Source organism: Achromobacter sp. GW823-FHT04E03, from assembly GCF_058796095.1.
The window spans coordinates 470,605-488,710 of the sequence record NZ_JBXAIJ010000004.1 but is presented as its reverse complement, the minus strand read 5'-3'; the positions used below and the strand labels follow the sequence as shown (position 1 = coordinate 488,710).

The window sequence follows — 18,106 nt, the reverse complement described above, 5'->3', positions numbered from 1 at the left end:
CGCTTGTGGCCGAAGCCACTATGCACTCGCATCAAGCGCCCACACTTATCGGTTGTTTAATTGTTAAAGAGCGGTACTGCCAAATTCTGTACTACTTACTGCCTGCTCGCTTCGCTACGCCGCTTTCGCTGGCGCCGCGCTGTTTGCAGCAGAGAAGCGAGATTATGAAGAAGTTTTTTCCGCTTGTCAAGTCGGCGTCACATACTGCGTTTCGCTTTCTTGCTTGCGACCTCTTCAGGTCCGCCTCTCTTAGCAGCTATCGAAATATCAGGGTTAACCCTAAGCTTTCGGCAACTGCCAAGCCCAAGACTATAACACGATTTTTGCAGATTGTGCAACTGGCTTTTGCCTAACTTGCACCTTATCTAGCAACCCCATCGCCGCCGCTTTCGCTTTGAATCTGAGATCGGTTACCGCCTGGATGGCCAGCGATATAAGGGTAAACCCTTAATAATCATCACCAGCCAAGCCCAAGACTATAGCACGTTTTTTGCAGATTACGCAACTGGCTTCTGCCTAATTTGCTGCAACCCTTGCAATAACCGCTGTCAACATCGCTGCTGACCTGGCGGCAGGCCGGCTAGTTTTCCCTTAGCCAACCCGTGTGCCTGCTTGGCTTCACGCTTCAAAACTGCCCGAATCGCGAAGGAGCGAGACTATAGCACGGAATTTTGGCGGGACTACGAAGGTGACACCCTTTTTTTAAAAGATGCATCCTTTACGGGGACGCACCATTCGCTCTGGACACCCCACGACAAACGTCTGATGGCGGTACCTATATATAGAGAGGGGCTGAAAAGCCATAGCTAGAGCCTGAGCTCTGTGGTTTCCTTGATCTGCTGTAGGGCGAAGAATGAACGCATGTCCACCACTGCAGGGTGGCGCATCAGCGTATCCATGGCGAACCGGGAGAAATGCGCCAGGTCGGCGACCTGTATACGCAACAGGTAGTCCATGTCTCCGGACATGGCATAGCACTCCACGACCTCCGGCCATAGTTGCACGTCGCGTGCGAAGTCGCTCATGGGAGCATGACTGGATCCGCTGTGCTTGTTCAGACGGATGTTTACGTAGGCGAGCAGCCCCAGGCCGACCTTCTTCGCGTCGATCAGGGCGACGTACTTCTTGATGAAGCCCTTCTCTTCCAGTCTGCGGACCCGCCGCAGGCAGGGACTGGGCGACAGCGACACACGATCGGCCAGCTCCTGGTTGCTGAGGCGGCCGTCGCGCTGCAATTCGGCCAGAATCCGTATATCTGTCCTATCCAGCTCAATGTCAGACATTTTCAGCCCTTAATATTTTCTATCCGGCAATATTATTGCTCAACCTACTGGCTTTCGCGACATGTTTGCAATTGTCTGCCCGTCGTTCCTTCCTACAATCTCCGTCTAGACTTGAAGAACAAGTCGTCCTTAAAAACGATGCAAGGGAGCAGACTTATGAGCAGCGCTTTCCAACCCTGGGACAACCCGATGGGCACCGCCGGGTTCGAATTCATTGAATATGCCGCGCCGGACCCCGCCGCGCTGCGCAAGGTGTTCGAACTGCTGGGCTTCAAGGCCATCGCCAAGCACCGCCACAAGGACGTGACCCTGTACCGCCAGGGCGGCGTCAACTTCCTGATCAACGCAGAACCGGATTCCTTCGCCCAGCGTTTCGCGCGCCTGCACGGCCCGTCGATCTGTGCGATCGGCTTTCGTGTGCAAGATGCCAACGCCGCCTACAAGCGCGCGCTGGAACTGGGCGCGTGGGGCTTCGATTCGCACAGCGGCCCGATGGAATTGAACATTCCGGCGATCAAGGGAATCGGCGATTCGCTGATCTACCTGGTGGACCGCTGGGCTGGCAAGGACGGCCATGGCGGTATTGGCGACATCAGCATCTATGACGTGGACTTCGTTCCCGTGGATCCGCAAAACGCCCAGGCCGACTTGAATCACCGCGGCGCAGGCTTGACGCTGGTGGACCACCTGACGCACAACGTGCACAAGGGCCGCATGGCCGAGTGGGCAGAGTTCTACGAACGCCTTTTCAATTTCCGCGAAGTGCGCTACTTCGACATCGAGGGCAAGGTGACGGGCGTGAAGTCCAAAGCCATGACCTCGCCTTGCGGCAACATCCGCATTCCGATCAACGAGGAAGGCACGGAAGAAAAAGGCCAAATCCAGGAATACCTGGACCTGTACCGTGGCGAAGGCATCCAGCACATCGCCATGGCCACGGAAGATATCTACGCCACCATCGAAGCGCTGCGCCAGAACGGCGTAGTGTTCCTGGACACGCCGGAAACCTACTACGAGCTGCTGGACCGGCGTCTGCCGAACCACGGCGAAGACGTAGCGCGCCTGCAAAAGAACCGCATCCTGTTGGACGGCGCCCCCGGCGGCGGCCTGCTGCTGCAGATCTTCACCGAAAACCAGATCGGCCCGATCTTCTTCGAGATCATCCAGCGCAAGGGCAACGATGGCTTCGGCGAAGGTAACTTCAAGGCCCTGTTCGAGTCGATCGAACTGGACCAGATGCGCCGCGGCGTGGTGAAGACCGTCGAATAAAGTCTTCCCCCGCCAGCGCCCGGTGCTCGGGCATCGGCGCTGGCTTTGAAACCTCACCTTGTGGTGAGGTTTTTTTTGCCTGCTACTTTTGCAGCCGCTCCTGGAACTGCTTGCGGAACTTGGCGACCTTGGGCGCGATCACGAATTGGCAATAGCCTTGCTCGGGATGCAGGGCGAAGTAGTTGCTGTGGTAGTCCTCGGCCTGCCAGAACTTGGCGGGCGGCAGCACGTGCGTCACGATGGGCGCATCGTAGATCTGCTGTGCATTGACCTCGGCGATGACGGCTTGGGCCTGCTCGCGCTGCCCCTCGTTCTGCCAGAAGATGGCGGATTCGTATTGCGGACCGACGTCATTGCCCTGGCGGCCCGGTGTGGTGGGGTCGTGGGTCGCGAAGAATACGCGCAGCAAGTCACTGTAGGACAGTTCAGCGGGATCGAACTCGATGCGGGCCACTTCGATGTGGCCCGTGGCCTTGCCGCAGACCTGCTCGTAGCTGGGATTGTCCACATGCCCGCCGCTATAACCGGGCAGCACGCTCTTGACCCCGCGCAGCTCGGTGAACACCGCTTCAACGCACCAGAAGCAGCCGCCGCCAAGTACCGCGACCTCATTGCCCGGAGAGGGTTGTTCTGCCATGACGATTCCTTCCTGATAAAGGGCCGCGGAATACGGCCTGGCGTCCCGGCTTTCGTGCGCGGAACGCGAGAGAATAAGACTACTGCTTGGGCGGAGCCAGCGACAAGATCCATTCGGCGAGCGCGCGGGCGTCGTCCGGGCTGACCTGAGTCTGCGCGGGCATGGGCACGGCACCCCAGGCGCCGCGACCGCCGCCGCGGATCTTGCCTGCCAGGTAATCGACCATGGCGTCGCCCTGCCCCGCATAGCGTTCAGCCACGCTCTTGAGCGGCGGGCCGACACGCTTGGCTTCGACCTGGTGGCAGGCCATACAGGCCTTGTTCTTGGCCAGATCCAACCCGGTGGTTTGCGCTTGCGCCGCCCCCGCGCCCAGGACGCAGGCGGCGGCCAACAACAGACTACTCTTCAAATGCATCGGTAACTGCCCCACGGCTCGCGGTGCTGGCGAGCTTGCCGAATTTGGCAAGCACACCGCGTGTATAACGCGGCCGGGGCTGAACCCAGGCCTGGCGACGAGCCGCCATTTCTTCGTCGCTGATATTGAGCTGCAATAGCAGCTTGTGGGCATCGATGGTAACCGAATCGCCCTCGCGGATCAGCGCGATGGGGCCGCCCACGAAAGCCTCCGGCGCGACATGGCCCACGACCATCCCCCAGGTGCCACCGGAAAAACGGCCGTCGGTGATGAGACCCACCGTTTCGCCCAGTCCCTGGCCGACCAGCGCGGAGGTCGGCGCAAGCATCTCACGCATGCCGGGACCGCCCTTCGGCCCTTCGTAGCGGATGACCACCACGTCGCCATCGCGGATCTCGCGCGCCATGATGGCGGTCATGGCGTCATCCTCGGAATCGAAGACGCGCGCCGGGCCCGTGATGACGGGATTCTTCAGGCCAGTGATCTTGGCGACACAGCCTTCGGGAGAGAGATTGCCTTTCAGGATGGCAAGATGGCCTTGCGGGTACAGCGCGCGATCCAGCGGCATGATGACATCCTGGTCCGCCCTGGGAGCGTCGGGCACATCAGCCAGGGTCTCGGCGATGGTCTTGCCGGTGATGGTGATGCAGTCGCCGTGCAACAGGCCGGCGTTGAGCAGCAGCTTCATGACCTGCGGAATGCCGCCGGCGCGATGCAGGTCGGTGGCGACATATTTGCCGGACGGTTTCAGGTCGCACAGGACAGGCACGCGCTTGCGGATGCGTTCAAAGTCGTCGATGGTCCACGGCACTTCCGCCGCATGCGCGATTGCCAGGAAATGCAGCACGGCGTTGGTGGAGCCGCCCGTGGCCATGATGACGGACACCGCGTTTTCGATGGATTCGCGCGTGATGATGTCGCGCGGGCGCAAACCCTTCCTGACCGCCTCGACAAGCACGCGCGCAGACTCCGCGGCGGAGGTGACCTTTTCTTCGTCCTCGTTGGCCATGGTGCTGGAATACGGCAGGCTCATGCCCATGGCTTCGAACGCGGAGCTCATGGTGTTGGCGGTGTACATGCCGCCACAGGACCCGGAGCCGGGAATCGCGCACTTCTCTATCTGCTTGAAATCTTCTTCGGGCATGCGGCCCATGGTGTATTCGCCCACGGCCTCGAAGACGGAGACGATGGTGAGATCGTTGCCCTTGTAGTGGCCGGGCTTGATGGTGCCGCCATAGACGTAGATGCCGGGCACATTGGTGCGCGCCAGTGCGATCATGCCGCCAGGCATGTTCTTGTCGCACCCGCCTATCACCACCACGCCGTCCATCCACTGCCCTTGCGCCGCGGTCTCGATGCAGTCGGCGATGACCTCGCGGGAGACCAGCGAGTACTTCATGCCCTCGGTGCCCATGGACATGCCGTCTGAAATGGTGGGCGTGCCGAATACCTGGGGATTGGCCCGTGACGCGCGGATCGCATCGATGGCCGCATCGGCCAGGCGCTGCAGGCCGCTATTGCATGGCGTGATCGTCGAATGGCCGTTGGCCACGCCGATCATGGGATTTTCGAAGTCGGCTTCCTGATAGCCCAGCGCGTAATACATGGCGCGATTGGGCGCGCGCGCGACACCGTGGGTGATGTGGCGGGAACGATCGTTGTGCGGCATGGTCTGTCTCCTGTCGGCCGCCGGGGCTCGGACATGGCAACCGCCCCGGGGGAACTGGCTCGCTTGCGCGCGAATCTTCAATGTTCGCCGGTTATTATCATTCAACTTTATTGTGTCGGGCAGAACATGCTGCAATATCCCCAATTTGACCCCGTCGCCCTGCAGATCGGGCCGCTTGCCATCCACTGGTACGGACTGATGTACCTGGTGGGCTTCGCCCTGGTGTACCTGCTGGGACGCCGCCGCATCACTTCCGGCCACACCACGTCACTGAACGTGAAGGATCTGGAAGACCTGATCTTCTATAGCGTGCTGGGCGTGGTGCTGGGCGGACGGCTGGGTTATGTGCTGTTCTACAAGCCCTCTTACTACCTGTCCCATCCGCTGGAAGTGCTGTACCTGTGGCAGGGCGGCATGTCGTTCCATGGCGGGCTGATCGGCGTAATCGTGGTGATGCTGCTGTTCGCACGCAAGAAGAAGCTGCCATTCTTCGCGGTCAGCGATTTCATCGCGCCGCTGATTCCGCTGGGGCTGGGCTTTGGCCGCCTGGGCAACTTCATCAATGGCGAACTCTGGGGCCGGCCCACCGATGTGCCGTGGGCCATGGTGTTTCCGGGCAGCGGCGACGGACTGGCGCGCCACCCCTCGCAACTCTATGAGCTGGGCCTGGAAGGCATCGTGCTGTTCGCGCTGCTGTGGTGGTTTTCGAGCAAGCCGCGCCCGCTGGGCCAGGTGAGCGGGCTCTTCCTGATGGGTTACGGAACGTTCCGCTTCCTGGTGGAATTCACCCGCGAGCCGGACAATTTCCTGGGCCTGCTCGCGGGCGGGTTGAGCATGGGACAGTGGCTGTCCGTGCCGATGGTCGCCCTGGGCGCCATCATGTTCAGCCTTACTGCAAAACGATCGTCCCGTTGACCGCGATGCTGACCGTGACGTTGCCCGCTTCCAGCGGGACGTCCGGGCTATAGCCGCCCGAGGCGTCCTTGGCCATGGCCGCGGCGCCCATCATGCGCGGCATCGGCACGGGGCCGCCCGAGCCGCCCAGTTCCAGCTTGGACAGGCGGTAGCCCGAGAAACCGAAGGCGTTGGCTGCGGCCAGCGCGCGGTCCTTGAAGGCTTGCGCGGCTTCCTTGAGCAGCTTGCGCTCTTCCGCCTCGCGCACTTCGCGCGACAGCAGGAAGCTGATATTCGAGATGGCGGTCTTGTCCGACAGCTTGGACGCCAACGCCGCCGCGGCTTCGAAGTCCTTGGATTCCAGGATCACTTCGCCCTGGCCGCGCCAGGAACCGATCTTGCCCTTGCTGGAAGTGTTCGGCCAGACGTTGTAGCCGCCAGTGCGCACTTCCACGCCTTTGACGTCGCGCGCACGCTTGACCACGTCGTCCAAGGCCGCGCTCAGCTTCTTGCCTGCGGCGGGCTGGTCGGGCGCCTCGACTTCGGCGGACAAGGAAATGCGAACCGTGTCCTGCTTGACTTCAGAAGACGCATTGGCCTGCAGAGTCAGTTCGGGCGCGCGGCTGGCCGACGCTTCGGTCGCGGCGGCGGGCGCCTGGGTCTGCGCATGGGCAAGCGGCGCGGCGCTCAGAGCGGCCACGGCTGCGCACGCTGCGCCGAGTTTGGTCAGCGAGAAAACAGGGTGTTTGAACATGGACTGGTCCTAGAGGGAGGACGAAGGGGAGTGGTGAGGCGCCCGAGGCGGACCTGCTCTTATGGCAGGCCCGCTGGGATAGATGCCCCGCCTGTGCCGTCAAGGCCGGCATCTCGAACCCTGAGGTTCAAGGTGGTCGCGTTCCGAAGAGCGTCGGGTTCGTCTACAGGAGACGATCACTCCAGCTCTGCACTCCCGCAACCAATATGCCATAAGACATAGGTTCAGAGAATGTATGGCCTAGTCACGAACACGGCAGGGACAAACTGAAAATACTTGAGTACTGCTATATGAACTGTCAGAGCAGCTTTTCCTGACCCGACAAGGCGTCATCGAGTACTGCGTTCATGTCCTCGATTCTACGCTTGAAGTCGCCGACCGCCAAACCGCCCAGCGGACCATCGGGCGCTTTCATGGCGAGCAGCTCGCCCGCGACTTGCAGCGCGGCCATCACGGCGATGCGTTCATTGCTGGAGACCTTGCCCGTGCCCTGGATGCGCAGCATCAGTTGGTCCACGTGGCGCACGGCGGCCAGCAGCGTCGGCTTCTCTTCGGCGGAACACGCCAAAGAATAGTCGCGCCCCAGTATGGTGACATCTACGCGTTCCATCAGTGTTGCTCTCCAGACGGTGCGCCCGGCAAGCGGGCCAGCACGGCGTCAATGCGCTCGCGGGCCGATGCGGCGGCCACGCGCAAGCGCTGTAATTCGGTGTCGCGGGTCTGCAAGCTGCCTTGCAATTCGGTTTCACGGGCGGAGAAACGCGATTCGAGAGACTGGCGCTCGGAGGTTTCGCGGGCCAGTTGCTCGCGTAGCGCGGCCTCGGCCTGCTGGGCTTGCTCGAGCATGGAGGTGACCGCGCCGTCGTGATCCTGAAGCTTGCTCTGGAGCGTGACGATTTCGGCCTCGCGCTCGGCGGCGCGCTGCTTGAGCACACGCTGCTCAGCTTCGGTTTCGTTCAGGCGTTGGCGCAACGCGTCACGCTCTGCGTGGAGTTGCCGGGTGCGTTGCACCAGTTGCCCTATGCGGGCGGCGAGTTGGTCTAGATCTTGCAGCATGGGCGCTATCGTAAACCATCCTGAGTTGAACGGGGTCTCTTCACGCAAGGTGAGAAACCCGGCAATATTCAGTAGGATTTATTCCTGCCTCATTCGAAAGCCACGCATCCGGCCGATCCTGCTTTCGTCTTTCTTTCTATAAACTTTCACTTAGCTTTCAAAAAGCCCTCAAACTTCCTGACCCGTTACAACTCGGGGTCGGGAGTTCCCGAATTCTAGGGAAAACCCCAGCCTTTCACCGACCTTACAGGGTTTGCAGCGTGGCGGGCGTCCATTACCATTCGCCCTTTCAAGAATCCCAGCCTTACCTTTCATAAGAACAAATGGCACCCTGAAGTGCCTTTTTTGTGCCTGTCACTCGCCTGTCGGCGGGATTGGCCACAGACCTTTTTATCTACATGCTGTAAACAGGAGCCAACCAATCATGCAGCTACGCAATCGACAGGACTTCTGGTCGGGGGTGATGTTCATCGCCCTTGGACTGGGATTCGCCTGGCAGGCCAGCAGCTACCAAATGGGTACTGCCGCCCGAATGGGCCCAGGGTATTTTCCTTTCTGGCTAGGCATTGTTCTGGCATTGCTGGGCGCCATCGTGCTGCTTGGCTCGATGTCCAAGAAGGCGCACGAAACCCACGTCGACAAGTTCGACTGGCGCATCGTGTTCCTGGTGGTCGGATCGGTCGTGCTCTACGGCTTCATCCTCAAGCTGCTGGGCATCTACATCTCGGTGTTCGTTCTGGTTGTCGTCAGCAGCCTGGCCAGCCATGAGTTCAGCCTGAAGGTCGCCGTTGCCAACGCGATCTTCCTGGTGGTGTTCTCGTATCTGGCATTCGTCAAGGGGCTGGGGCTGATTTTCCCGCTGTGGCCGTCGTTTCTGGGCATGAACTAAGGAGCCTTCGGCCATGGAATTGTTTGACAACCTCATGCTGGGCTTCTCGGTGGCGTTCACGCCCGAGAACCTGGCCTATGCCCTGCTGGGCTGCATCCTGGGCACGCTGATCGGCGTGCTGCCGGGCATCGGCCCTGTCCCGACCATCGCAATGCTGCTGCCGATCACGTACGTGCTGCCCCCGGTGGCCGGCCTGATCATGCTGGCAGGCATCTACTACGGCGCCCAATATGGCGGCTCCACAACGGCAATTCTCGTGGCCTTGCCAGGGGAAACGTCCGCGGTGGTGACCGTGCTGGACGGCCACCAGATGGCCCGCAACGGCCGCGCGGGCGCCGCGCTGGCAATCGCTGCGCTGGGTTCGTTCTTCGCAGGCTGCGTGGCCACGCTGCTGCTGGCCGCCTTCGCGCCCCCGCTGGCTGAAGTCGCGTTCAAGTTCGGCCCGGCCGAGTACTTCTCGCTGATGTGCCTGGGCCTGGTCGGCGCCGTGGTGCTGGCTTCGGGTTCGCTGCCGAAGGCCATCGCGATGATCCTGCTGGGTCTGCTGCTGGGCATGGTGGGCACCGACGTGAACTCGGGCGTCGCCCGCTTCGACTTCGGCATCCCCGAACTGCAAGACGGCATCGACTTCGCCATCGTGGCCATGGGCGTGTTCGGCTTCGCCGAAATCATGACCAACCTCGAGCAGAAGGAAAACCGCGTCGACATCACCGACAAGATCGGCTCGCTGTACCCCAACAAGCAGGAATTCAAGGAAGCCGCCCCCGCTGTGCTGCGCGGCACGGCTCTGGGTTCGGCCCTGGGCATCCTGCCTGGCGGTGGCGCCGTGTTGTCGTCGTTCGCCTCCTACACGCTGGAAAAGAAGATCTCGCGCAATCCGGAACGCTTCGGCAAGGGCCACCCGGCCGGCCTGGCTGGCCCGGAATCGGCGAACAACGCTGCTGCCCAGACCTCGTTCATCCCGCTGCTGACCCTGGGCATCCCGGGTAACGCCGTGATGGCGCTGATGGTCGGCGCGATGACCATCCACAACATCCAGCCCGGCCCGCAAGTCATGACGAGCCACCCGGAGCTGTTCTGGGGCCTGATCGCCTCGATGTGGATCGGCAACCTGATGCTGGTCGTGCTGAACCTGCCGCTGATCGGCCTGTGGGTCAAGCTGCTGAAGGTGCCCTACCGCATCCTGTTCCCGGCGATTCTGGTGTTCTGCACGATCGGCGTGTACTCGTTGAACTACAACACGTTCGACATCTTCACCACCGCCATCTTCGGCATCATCGGCTACGTGTGGTCCAAGCTGAAGTGCGAAGGCGCACCGCTGCTGCTGGGCCTGGTGCTGGGTCCCATGATGGAAGAGAACTTCCGTCGCGCCCTGCTGCTGTCGCGCGGCGACTTCACGACCTTCGTGACGCGTCCGCTGTCGGCTTCGCTGCTGGCCGTCGCCGTCTTCCTGGTGATCCTGGTGGCCCTGCCGGCGATCCGCAAGAAGCGCGAAGAGACCTTCGTCGAAGAAGACTAAAGCCAGCCTGCCGCCCCGCTGCGGCAGTCTCGCCCTGAAAACCCCCGGGTTCCGCCCGGGGGTTTTTCTTTGCGCGTCCGGCATCCAGTCCGATAAACGCTACGAATCAATACAACTCAATACGAGTTATGTTCAAACGCAGTTCGCGTACGGTAAGCTAGGGGTTTACCCCACGCGATGATTCGAGATGAATTTCAACTGGAACAACCCCTATCCCACCACCCGCCGCCCCGTGTTCGCACGCAACGTGGTCGCCACGTCACAACCGCTGGCCGCCCAGGCAGGCTTGCGGATCCTGGCGCAAGGCGGCAACGCTGTCGACGCGGCGATCGCTGCGGCCGCCACGCTGGCCCTGACGGAGCCGGTCAGCAACGGGCTGGGATCGGATTGTTTCGCCATCATCTGGGACGGGTCCAAGCTGCATGGACTGAATGCATCGGGAACGGCGCCGGCAGCCTGGAACATGGATTATTTCCGGCGCAAGCACCAGGGCGCCATCCCGATGCGCGGCTGGGACAGCGTGACGGTGCCGGGCTGCGTGGCGGGCTGGGCCGCCCTGCACGAAAAGCTGGGCCGGTTGTCCTTTGCCGACGTGCTTGCACCCGCCATCGAATACGCCGAGCGCGGCTTTGCCGTGTCGCCCATCGTGCAGGAAAAGTGGGCGGCGCAAGCCGACCTCCTGCAACCGCAGCCGGGCTTCGCCGAGCATTTCCTACCTCGCGGACGCGCGCCGCAGGTCGGCGAGCACTTCGTGCTTCAAGGCGCGGCCGCCACGCTCAAGCGCATTGCGGCCAGCGGCGGCCGGGACTTCTACGAAGGCGAGACCGCCCACAAGCTGGTGGCGCATGCCCAAGCCCACGACGCCGCGCTGACGCTGGCGGATCTGCGCGATTACGCGCCGCAGTGGGTGACGCCGATCAGCCAAAGCTACCGCGGCCACACGTTGCATCAGATTCCGCCCAACGGCCAAGGCATCGCCGCCCTGATCGCCCTGGGCATCCTGCAGAACTTCGACGTGGCGGCACGCCCGGTGGATCACCCTGCAACGCAGCACCTGCTGATCGAGGCGATGAAGCTGGCCTTTGCCGATGTCTACGCGCACGTGGCCGACTCGCAGCACATGCAGGTCACGCCCGAACAGATGCTGGCCGCGGACTATCTGGCGCAGCGCGCGCGCCTGATCGACCCCGATGCGGCGCAGCCCCACGCCAGCGGCCACGCGCCGCGCGGCGGCACCGTCTACCTGACGGCCGCAGACAAGTGCGGCATGATGGTCAGCTTCATCCAGTCGAACTACATGGGCTTCGGCTCCGGCGTGGTGGTGCCGGGCACCGGCGTCAGCCTGCAGAACCGCGGCCATTGCTTCAGCACCGACCCTGGCCACGCCAATGCGGTGGCGGGCGGCAAGCGCCCCTTCCACACCATCATCCCCGGCTTCCTGATGCGCAATGGCGCACCCGTCATGAGTTTCGGGGTCATGGGAGGCAATATGCAGCCCCAGGGGCAGGTGCAGACGCTGGTCCGGATGCTGGACTATGGCCAGCAGCCGCAGGCCGCCTGCGACGCGCCTCGCTGGAAATGGAATCATGGACTGTCGCTGGACGCGGAGGCCGGCCTGCCCGCGGCCGTTGCCGAGGGACTGCGCGCCCGCGGCCATGTGCTCGAAAGCATGGCGGATCCCTACATGGACTTCGGATCGGGGCAGTTCATCTGGCGCCTGGGCGACCCGGCCGTGGACGGATATGTCAGCGCCAGCGACAGCCGGCGCGATGGACTCGCCGCGGGCTTTTGATTGCGTTAAGGTTAGGGCCTGTTTACAGGCGTCAACGCCTGACGGCCCCAATCACATAAAGCGGAGTCCCCTGCATGGCAACGATCGGTACCAAGAGCTACGACGCTGTCGTAGCCCAGAAAGTCACTTTCCTCGGATTGGGCGTGATGGGCCTGCCCATGGCCGGCCACCTGGCGCGCGCAGGACACGACGTCACGGTCTACAACCGCTCGCCCGCCAAGGCCCAGGCCTGGGTCGCCGAATTCGGCGGCAAGAGCGCAGCCACGCCGCGCGAAGCCGTGGCCGGCGCGCAGATCGTGTTCGCCTGCGTCGGCAATGACGATGACCTGCGCAGCGTCGTGCTGGGCCCCGACGGCGCTTTCGCCGGCATGACGCCCGGCGCGGTCTTCGTCGACCACACCACCGCATCCGCCGACGTGGCGCGCGAACTCTACGCGCAGGCCAAGGAGCTGGGCCTGAATTTCGTCGACGCGCCGGTATCCGGCGGACAGGCAGGCGCGGTCAACGGCGTGTTGACCATCATGTGCGGCGGCGAACAAGCCGTGTTCGATGCGATCAAGCCCGTGGCGCAGAGCTTCGGCCGCGCGGTCACGCTGGTGGGCCCGCCCGGAGCCGGCCAACTGGCCAAGATGGTCAACCAGATCTGCATCGCAGGCGTCGTGCAGGGCCTGTCCGAGGCGATCGCTTTCGGCCAGGCTGCCGACCTGGACATGAAGCTGGTGCTGGACGTGATCAGCAAGGGCGCGGCGCAGAGCTGGCAGATGGAAAACCGTGGCGGCACCATGGTCGACGACAAGTTCGACTTCGGCTTCGCGGTGGACTGGATGCGCAAGGATCTGGGCCTGGTGCTGGCCGAAGCCCGCCACAATGGCGCGCGCCTGCCCCTGACGGCCCTGGTGGACCAGTTCTATGGCGACGTCCAGAAGCTGGGCGGCGGCCGCTGGGATACCTCCAGCCTGATCAAGCGCCTGCGCGACTGAGCCCTGCCCTCGCGGCAAGAAAAAAGGCGAGCCGCAAGGCTCGCCTTTTGCTTTGGACGCCTGCGCTTACGCAGCCAGGCTGTCCTGCTGCGCAGCGGGCAGCAGCGCGTCGATGCGCTGCTTGGCCTGCGCCATGCCTTCCAGCGCGGCCACTTCACCCATGGCCATGCCTTCGGCGGCGATGAAGGTGACGTCGGTCATGCCCAGGAAGGCCAGCATCTGGCGCAAGTAAGGCGTCATCGTGTCCGAAGGCGTGCCTTCGGCCTTGCCGCCGCGGGCGGTCAGCACGAACACCTGCTTGCCCTTGACCAGGCCTTCCGGCACGCCTTCGGGGGTATAGCGGAAGGTGACGCCGGCGCGGGCGAGATGATCGAGATAGCTCTTGAACTGAGCGGGCATGTTGAAGTTGTAGACCGGAACGGCGAACACGATGCGATCGGCATCCATCAATTCGGCTACCAGCGCGTCGCTCATCTCAACCAGGCGTTGCTGGTCCACGCTGCGGGCATCGGCCGGAGTGAACAGGGCGCCGGCGGTGTTGCCGTCGAAGTAAGGGATGGGCTGGGCGCCGATGTCGCGGACCTTGATGGCCGCGGCCGGATTAGACGCCTTGACGCGGTTGATCAGGTGATCGGCCAATTGCTTGCTGTTGGAACGATCGCCGAGAATAGAGGAAAGGATAACCAGGGTCTTCATTGCAAATTTCTCCAGTGAGGGCCCGCTCGCTGCGGGCGGTCAGGATCCGTAGGCTTTGATCAGATCCCGAGTGCATGGCGTCACTGTAGACGGGTTAATTGTTCACATAAATCCGGTTATGATGAACTATTCGTTCCAGGAATAGAACAATCATGCAAGATCTCAACGACCTCTACTACTTTTCCCAGGTAGTCGAACAGGGAGGGTTCAGCGCCGCCGCCAGGGTGCTGGACATTCCGAAATCCCGCTTGTCGCGCCGAATCTCGCACCTGGAGGAAAGCCTGGGCGTGCGCCTTCTGCAACGCACGACGCGCCGCTTGCGCCTGACCTCGGCGGGCGAACGTTATCTGCACTATTGCCGCGAAATGGCCGCATCGGCGCGCGCGGCGGACGACGCCATGCGGCAGTTGCAGGCCGAACCCACCGGCCCCGTGATCGTGAGCTGCCCCGTATCCATCGCGCAGGACGTGCTGTCGCCGCTGCTGCCCGAGTTCCTGGACGCCTGGCCCGCCGTGTCGGTGCAGTTGCTTGTGACCAACCGCCGCGTGGACCTGATCCGCGAGGGCGTGGACCTGGCGCTGCGCGTGCGCACCAAGCTGGATACCGACGCCGAACTGGTCGTGCGTCACTTCGGCACCGCGCGCGGCACACTGGTCGCCAGCCCCAGCTACCTGCAGCGCCATGGCACGCCCGACACGCCGCAGGACCTCGCCACGCACACCACACTGAGCTTCAGTGATCCGCAAAACGAAGTGCGCTGGCCCCTGCGCAACGACAAGGGCGAGGAAGTGCATGTGGAATTGAAACCGCAGCTGTCATGCAACGACTTCATCGTGCTGACCGAAGCCGCGGTGCGGGGCCGCGGCATCGCCCTGCTGCCCTCGATCGCCACGCATGAACAGCTGCGGCGCGGCCAGCTGGTGCAGGTCTTGCCGCAATGGCAGTCACCCGAGGGCATCGTGCATTGCATCTATCCGTCGCGGCGGGGCATGATGCCCGCCGTGCGCGCCCTGCTCGATTTCCTGTCGGAGCGCCTGCCCGCCATGTACCAGCGGCTGGAAAAAGCCCCGCTGCCGCCGGCTCAGTAGCCGCGCGAGCGGTCGACCACGCCGGTGATGGCTTCGCCGCGCTGCAACTGCGCGACCTTGCCTGCGATCTGGCGAATGCTCTCATCGCGCAAGGTGCGCGCCGCGATGTGCGGAGTCACGTGCACCCGCGCATCGCGCCAGAACGCGTGGTCCTTGGGCAAGGGTTCGGTGTGGAACACATCCAGCGTGGCGCCGTCGATTTCGCCTTCTTCGAGCATCTGCACCAGGTCATCCTCGACCAGGTGTTCGCCCCGGCCCACGTTGACCAGATGCGCATGGGGCAGCAACTGCGACAGCGTTTCGCGGTTGAGGATGCCAACGGTGTCCGGCGTGAGCGGCAGCACGTTCACCAGGAAGCGCGTGCGGGCCAGGAACGCCGGCAAGGCGGCCGCGCCCGCAAAGGTCTCGACGCCGGGAATTTCGCGCGGCGTGCGCGACCAGCCCGCCACGGGATAGCCGAATTCGGCCAGGGTCTGAGCGACTCTGGCGCCCACCTGCCCCAGGCCCAGCACGCCGACCGGCCAGTCCGCCTGCCGCGAGCCTTCGCGGGTATCCCAGTGCTGCCGCGCCTGCGCATGATCGAAAGCTTCGAAATCGCGCGCGACGCGCAGCAACGCGTACAGCGCGTATTCCGCCATCTGCACCGACATGCCCGCGTCTTCCAGACGGACGATGCGCACCTGCGGCGGGATCTCGGGCATCTTCAGCAAGGCGTCGACGCCCGCGCCCAGGTTGAACAGCGTGGTGAGGCCGGTCTCGTGCTTGAAGAGTTCGGCCGGCGGACGCCACACCAGAGCCGCCTGCGCGCCCGAAGGCGGGCCGTCCGGGTTCCACACGGAAATGCGGCATCCGGGCATGGCGGCTTCCAGCAGCGGAACCCAGGCGGCGGGATCATGGTGGGGACAGGCAAAGAGTATGTGCATGGTGGCTCTGTGTGCAGACTGGGGAAGCCTCAAGCATGAGGGATGCCGCCGCACAAATCAAACGGCCCGGCATGTAGCCGGGCCGCGTGCAGGCAAACGGAAAAGCGCTCAGGCCGCCTGCGGCACCTCGGGCTTGCCTTTGCCCTTGTTCTTGTTGCGGCGCAGGAAGGCCCACACCTGCAGGAGGACCAGCAAGGCGCTCGCACCGATGAACCACGCGCTGATCGGGCGCTCCACAAACACCGCCAGATCGCCGCGCGACAGCAGCAACGCCCGGCGGAAGTTCTCTTCGACCATAGGGCCGAGCACGAAGCCGAGCAGGATGGGCGCAACCGAGAATTCCAGCGTCATGAGGATGGCGCCGATTACACCGAAAGCCAGCACTTCCCAGATCTGGAAGAGACTGTTCTGGGTACTGAACACGCCCACCGCGATGAAGAACAGCGCCGACGGGAACAGATAGCGGTACGGTACCTGCAGCAGTTTCACCCACACGCCGATCAGCGGCACGTTCAGCACCATGAGCAGCACATTACCCACCCAGAAGCTGGCGATCAGGCCCCAGAAGATGTCCGGATGCTCGGTGATCAGTTGCGGGCCGGGCTGGATGCCCTGGATCAGCAGCGCGCCCAGGATCAGCGCCATCACGGCGTCGCCGGGGATGCCCAGGCTCATCGTGGGGATGAAGTCGACCTGCGTCTTGGAGTGCGAGGACGCTTCCGGCGACGCCACGCCGGCGATCATGCCGGTGCCGAATTTCTCGGGCGTCTTGGAGATCTTGCGCTCCAGCGCATAGGCCACGAAGGTGGTGATGGTAGGACCGGTGCCGGGCATGGCGCCAAACAGCGTGCCTACCGCCGTGCCGCGCACCATAGGCCAGAAGGCGGTCTTGAGCTCCTGCTTGCTGGGCCGCATGTCGCGCAGGCGCAGCTTGGCGCCGCTGCCGATGATGGTCATGCGGTTGACACTCATGAGGAAGTCGGCAACGCCGAACAGGCCCATGGAAATCGCCACCAGCTCCAGGCCGTCGGACAGGTCCAGCAGCCCGAACGAAAAGCGGATGGTGCCGGTATTCACGTCCGTACCCACCACGCCGCACATCAGGCCGAACAAGGTCATCGCCACGCCCTTGAGCGGCGAGCCGCGCGACATGGTGGCGCCGGCCAAAAGGCCCAGCAACATGATCGAGAAGATCTCGGTGGGACCGAACTTGAACGCGACTTCGACCAGCAGCGGAGACGCGAAGATCATGACGATGATCCCCACCGACGCGGCGAAGAACGAACAGATCATCGTGATGCCGAGCGCCGTTCCGCCCTTGCCTTGTTTGGTCAGCGGATAACCGTCCAGGCAGGTGACCGCGTGCGGCGGATGCGAAGGCAGATTCAGCAGGATCGCGCCGATGGCGCCGCCGTACTGCGAACCGTAGAAGATGCCGGCCAGCATCAGGATGGCCGGCACCGGATGCATCACGTAGGTGAGCGGCAGCAGAATGGAAATGGCCGACAGCGCGCCCATGCCGGGCAGCACGCCGATGAGGTTGCCCACCAGCACGCCGAAGAACGACCACATCAGGTTATGCCACTGGAAGGCGACGCCGAAGCCGTACCAGAGGTCCATCAAGGATTGCGAAATCATGGCGCTTCAACCCCAGCGAAACAGCGGAAGCTGCAGCTGCAGCGCCCACCAGAAGACGACGACCGCGATGACGGTCATGGCGATCGAAAGCAGCAGAGCCTGCTTGATCGTGTTGTTGCGGTCGCCCAGCGCCGAAATGAAAACGATGGCGAACGTGGCAGGCAGCAAACCGCCGTAATGGCCCAGCAGCAGGAAAGCCAGGATGCCCAGCAGGATGCAGGCGCCGCCGCGGAAGTCCGGCAGGCCGTGGGCATGGCCGTCGCCGGGCGCAGGCGCGGACGATTCACCCGAGCGCGCCGAGATGGCGATCAGCACGCCGGTCAGCGCCAACAGGCCGCCGAGCGCCGCGGGAAAAAAGCCCGGCCCCATGTGACTCAGGGTGCCGATGTGATAGTCGGTGCCACCGTAGATCGCCCCCAGCCCGATGAGGACCATCAGCGCTCCGCCGTAATAGTCCTTTCTATTGATTGTCTTTTGCACTTCATCCTCCTTCGTGGTGCGGCCGTGTGCCTGGCCGGGACGCACCCGCGAAACGAGCGCCATCCGGTGCCTGGCGACAGGCCCGGACGCAGATTACGGAAGGAAGCTGCTAATCCGCTTTCTG

General features: G+C 63.2%; 19 protein-coding genes and 1 other RNA gene. 8 read left to right on the top strand and 12 right to left on the bottom strand.

Annotated elements, in window-relative coordinates; all coding sequences use genetic code 11:
* Positions 1-353, top strand: a 353-nt coding sequence (locus tag AC1RHV_RS27450; RefSeq protein WP_492302306.1) for a hypothetical protein, incomplete at its 5' end; no start/stop codon positions are given.
* 453 nt (positions 354-806) lie between these two features.
* Here the strand turns inward: AC1RHV_RS27450 and AC1RHV_RS27445 are convergent.
* Positions 807-1,283 carry an Lrp/AsnC family transcriptional regulator gene (locus AC1RHV_RS27445; RefSeq protein ID WP_054458545.1) on the bottom strand — a complete coding sequence of 159 codons (477 nt, stop codon included), beginning with the start codon at positions 1,281-1,283 and terminating at the stop codon, positions 807-809.
* A gap of 156 nt (positions 1,284-1,439) precedes the next feature.
* Here AC1RHV_RS27445 and hppD point away from each other — a divergent pair, with 156 nt between their 5' ends.
* On the top strand, positions 1,440-2,552 hold the full coding sequence (gene hppD, locus AC1RHV_RS27440) for a 4-hydroxyphenylpyruvate dioxygenase (RefSeq protein WP_054458542.1): 1,113 nt from the start codon (positions 1,440-1,442) through the stop codon (positions 2,550-2,552).
* Positions 2,553-2,634: 82 nt separating this feature from the next.
* Here the strand turns inward: hppD and msrA are convergent, their stop codons facing one another.
* The 3 genes from msrA to ilvD form a co-directional block, all read right to left on the bottom strand.
* The gene (gene msrA, locus AC1RHV_RS27435; protein WP_054458540.1) at positions 2,635-3,189 is read right to left on the bottom strand and encodes a peptide-methionine (S)-S-oxide reductase MsrA; all 555 of its coding nucleotides are present in this window, start codon (positions 3,187-3,189) and stop codon (positions 2,635-2,637) included.
* A gap of 79 nt (positions 3,190-3,268) precedes the next feature.
* A complete protein-coding gene (locus AC1RHV_RS27430) occupies positions 3,269-3,604 on the bottom strand; it encodes a c-type cytochrome (RefSeq protein WP_054458538.1) in 336 nt (111 codons plus the stop codon).
* The gene (gene ilvD, locus AC1RHV_RS27425) at positions 3,588-5,273 is read right to left on the bottom strand and encodes a dihydroxy-acid dehydratase (protein ID WP_054458536.1); all 1,686 of its coding nucleotides are present in this window, start codon (positions 5,271-5,273) and stop codon (positions 3,588-3,590) included. Before ilvD ends, AC1RHV_RS27430 begins: the two co-directional genes overlap by 17 nt.
* A 126-nt stretch (positions 5,274-5,399) precedes the next feature.
* Here ilvD and lgt point away from each other — a divergent pair, with 126 nt between their 5' ends.
* A complete protein-coding gene (gene lgt / locus AC1RHV_RS27420; protein WP_054458535.1) occupies positions 5,400-6,188 on the top strand; it encodes a prolipoprotein diacylglyceryl transferase in 789 nt (262 codons plus the stop codon).
* Here lgt and AC1RHV_RS27415 read toward each other — a convergent pair.
* The 4 genes from AC1RHV_RS27415 to AC1RHV_RS27400 all read right to left on the bottom strand — a co-directional run bounded on the left by AC1RHV_RS27415 (position 6,163) and on the right by AC1RHV_RS27400 (position 7,977).
* Positions 6,163-6,921, bottom strand: coding sequence for an SIMPL domain-containing protein (locus tag AC1RHV_RS27415; protein ID WP_054458533.1), 759 nt, complete (start codon positions 6,919-6,921; stop codon positions 6,163-6,165). The genes lgt and AC1RHV_RS27415 overlap by 26 nt on opposite strands.
* A gap of 80 nt (positions 6,922-7,001) precedes the next feature.
* A non-coding RNA gene (gene ssrS / locus AC1RHV_RS27410) (6S RNA) lies at positions 7,002-7,186 on the bottom strand.
* Between the two features lie 33 nt (positions 7,187-7,219).
* Positions 7,220-7,531, bottom strand: coding sequence for a cell division protein ZapA (locus AC1RHV_RS27405; protein WP_006388757.1), 312 nt, complete (start codon positions 7,529-7,531; stop codon positions 7,220-7,222).
* Entirely contained in the window at positions 7,531-7,977 is a 447-nt protein-coding gene (locus tag AC1RHV_RS27400; protein ID WP_054458532.1) for a hypothetical protein, read from the bottom strand. The genes AC1RHV_RS27405 and AC1RHV_RS27400 overlap by 1 nt, the downstream gene beginning before the upstream one ends.
* A gap of 424 nt (positions 7,978-8,401) precedes the next feature.
* Between AC1RHV_RS27400 and AC1RHV_RS27395 the strand changes: the two genes are divergently transcribed.
* The 4 genes from AC1RHV_RS27395 to AC1RHV_RS27380 all read left to right on the top strand — a co-directional run bounded on the left by AC1RHV_RS27395 (position 8,402) and on the right by AC1RHV_RS27380 (position 13,157).
* The gene (locus tag AC1RHV_RS27395) at positions 8,402-8,866 is read left to right on the top strand and encodes a tripartite tricarboxylate transporter TctB family protein (protein ID WP_054458530.1); all 465 of its coding nucleotides are present in this window, start codon (positions 8,402-8,404) and stop codon (positions 8,864-8,866) included.
* Positions 8,867-8,879: 13 nt separating this feature from the next.
* Positions 8,880-10,385 carry a tripartite tricarboxylate transporter permease gene (locus tag AC1RHV_RS27390; protein ID WP_054458528.1) on the top strand — a complete coding sequence of 502 codons (1,506 nt, stop codon included), beginning with the start codon at positions 8,880-8,882 and terminating at the stop codon, positions 10,383-10,385.
* A gap of 187 nt (positions 10,386-10,572) precedes the next feature.
* The gene (locus tag AC1RHV_RS27385) at positions 10,573-12,177 is read left to right on the top strand and encodes a gamma-glutamyltransferase family protein (protein WP_175161287.1); all 1,605 of its coding nucleotides are present in this window, start codon (positions 10,573-10,575) and stop codon (positions 12,175-12,177) included.
* 74 nt (positions 12,178-12,251) lie between these two features.
* Positions 12,252-13,157: an NAD(P)-dependent oxidoreductase gene (locus tag AC1RHV_RS27380; RefSeq protein WP_119449440.1), complete on the top strand. Its 906-nt coding sequence runs from the start codon at positions 12,252-12,254 to the stop codon at positions 13,155-13,157.
* Between the two features lie 66 nt (positions 13,158-13,223).
* Here the strand turns inward: AC1RHV_RS27380 and AC1RHV_RS27375 are convergent, their stop codons facing one another.
* Entirely contained in the window at positions 13,224-13,853 is a 630-nt protein-coding gene (locus tag AC1RHV_RS27375; protein WP_054458522.1) for an FMN-dependent NADH-azoreductase, read from the bottom strand.
* A 152-nt stretch (positions 13,854-14,005) separates the two neighbouring features.
* Here AC1RHV_RS27375 and AC1RHV_RS27370 point away from each other — a divergent pair, with 152 nt between their 5' ends.
* Positions 14,006-14,941, top strand: coding sequence for a LysR family transcriptional regulator (locus AC1RHV_RS27370; protein WP_054458519.1), 936 nt, complete (start codon positions 14,006-14,008; stop codon positions 14,939-14,941).
* Here the strand turns inward: AC1RHV_RS27370 and AC1RHV_RS27365 are convergent.
* The 3 genes from AC1RHV_RS27365 to AC1RHV_RS27355 form a co-directional block, all read right to left on the bottom strand.
* Positions 14,935-15,864: a 2-hydroxyacid dehydrogenase gene (locus AC1RHV_RS27365; protein ID WP_119449438.1), complete on the bottom strand. Its 930-nt coding sequence runs from the start codon at positions 15,862-15,864 to the stop codon at positions 14,935-14,937. The genes AC1RHV_RS27370 and AC1RHV_RS27365 overlap by 7 nt on opposite strands.
* A gap of 108 nt (positions 15,865-15,972) precedes the next feature.
* A complete protein-coding gene (locus tag AC1RHV_RS27360) occupies positions 15,973-17,502 on the bottom strand; it encodes a tripartite tricarboxylate transporter permease (RefSeq protein WP_042796392.1) in 1,530 nt (509 codons plus the stop codon).
* 6 nt (positions 17,503-17,508) lie between these two features.
* On the bottom strand, positions 17,509-17,937 hold the full coding sequence (locus tag AC1RHV_RS27355) for a tripartite tricarboxylate transporter TctB family protein (RefSeq protein ID WP_054458558.1): 429 nt from the start codon (positions 17,935-17,937) through the stop codon (positions 17,509-17,511).
* Between the last annotated feature and the right edge of the window lie 169 nt (positions 17,938-18,106).